This is a genomic window from Salinivibrio sp. PR919 (assembly GCF_001995355.1).
Taxonomy (GTDB): Bacteria; Pseudomonadota; Gammaproteobacteria; order Enterobacterales; family Vibrionaceae; genus Salinivibrio; species Salinivibrio proteolyticus.
The window spans coordinates 1-1522 of sequence record NZ_MUFL01000170.1; the positions used below are offsets into that span (position 1 = coordinate 1).

The following is a 1522-nucleotide window of genomic DNA, read 5'->3' on the forward strand; positions in this document are numbered from 1 at the left end:
GGGCGCTGGCGGATCCCCTCATAATTGACCGAGCCCCATCGTATGCGTTAGCCGTTGATATTCCCTGATGGCCCACTGATATTGGGTTAGCTTAATCAGGTATCGCCGATGGTTTCTGACCTCGCGACCAAGACGAGGTATCGAGAGCACGCGACGATGCTTGATGGTGTTGGCTTGAAAGTGATAATGCCAACCTGCTTGGGTCGCCACTAAGCCATTCCACCACATTAAGATATCGGCAAGCAGGGCAATGAGTAGCAAGATATTGAGCCGTTTTACACAGCGCGTCCGGTTGTGTCGAAGTGCCATGCCGTAGGCGGTGCTTTTTAAGTCTCTAAAGGCTTCTTCTATCTGCATACGCTTGGCATAAAGCCGCGTGATTTGGACCGCATTCATTGCATGCGTGGGGATATTCGTTACGAGCACCCAAGGTTCACTGCTCCCTTTTTGATAAAGCGCGTTGGCGGAATGACGCTGGCAGGTGCGGCTATGACGATGCACTTTGCGTCCTTTGGGGGCACCTTTGTAGAGATACGCAAAGCAATGAAGAGGCGAACGCTTCGCTAATAAACAGGGCCCAAGAGTGTGAGGTTTAGCTGATGCGTCAGGGTAAAACTGCTTATTGGATTGCCACGGGTGCTGATGGGTTTTAATCGAGACCTCGCCACGTACGCGGCCTAACCAGAACCAGCCTTTTTGTGCCACTTGTCGGAACCAAGTATTTCTAAAGCCAGCATCGGTGACCAAGATTGGGTGGCAACCGTCAGGCAATATCCCTTGGAGCGTATCGAGAAAGCGTTGATGGGTGCGAGGCGAGTTATAGTCGCCATATTCAAAGGCTTGCTCATACAAAGTGACGGCACGCCCATCCACGGCGATAGAAGCACGCAGTGTCATATAGCGCAATTGCTCACGCACATCCGACCAATCAACCAAGATGACGGGACAAGGATTGGCGCGCGTAATCAGATGCGCATGCCAGCGATAAATGAGATTTTTCTCTTGATGTAACAGCGTATTGCCTAATAGGCGGTCGATACGTTTAATCGCATGTTTAACTGAGGTTTGTGTCTCAAGTGCGCGCCCAAGCTTGGTGAGGGTTAAATCAGCGCCGTCGAGCAAGGTTTTAGTAGCAAGAGTAAGAGAAATAAGCCGTTTTTTGTGAATGTTGGGGCACTGTTTTGACAGTGTTTGTAGTAGGATTTGGTCATCACGCATCGTTAGCATCGCTATTGAATCTGTCTGTATCGAGTGTGTTTTTGGCGAAATTCATTAGATCAGAGGGAGTGATGCGTGTCTACCTCATTGTTTCAAAAGATATTTATGAGGGGATTCCCTAGAGTGGGGCGTTCAATCCGATCAATTCATTGCCCCGATTGCAAACCATAATGAAGGTTTAGATATCGTAAATATCGGAACAGACTCTTTTAAACTGGATAATTTTCACTCCATTCGGGTGATAAGGGTCTGCTCGTCATCCACAAAACCTACCGTAATAGATAAACACTCGACCACGCCCCTC

The 1522-nt window shown here is 48.8% G+C and carries 1 protein-coding gene; it reads right to left on the reverse strand.

Annotated elements, in window-relative coordinates:
• Positions 1-18: 18 nt before the first annotated feature.
• Entirely contained in the window at positions 19-1218 is a 1200-nt protein-coding gene (locus tag BZG83_RS16425) for an IS4 family transposase (RefSeq protein ID WP_077482151.1), read from the reverse strand.
• Between the last annotated feature and the right edge of the window lie 304 nt (positions 1219-1522).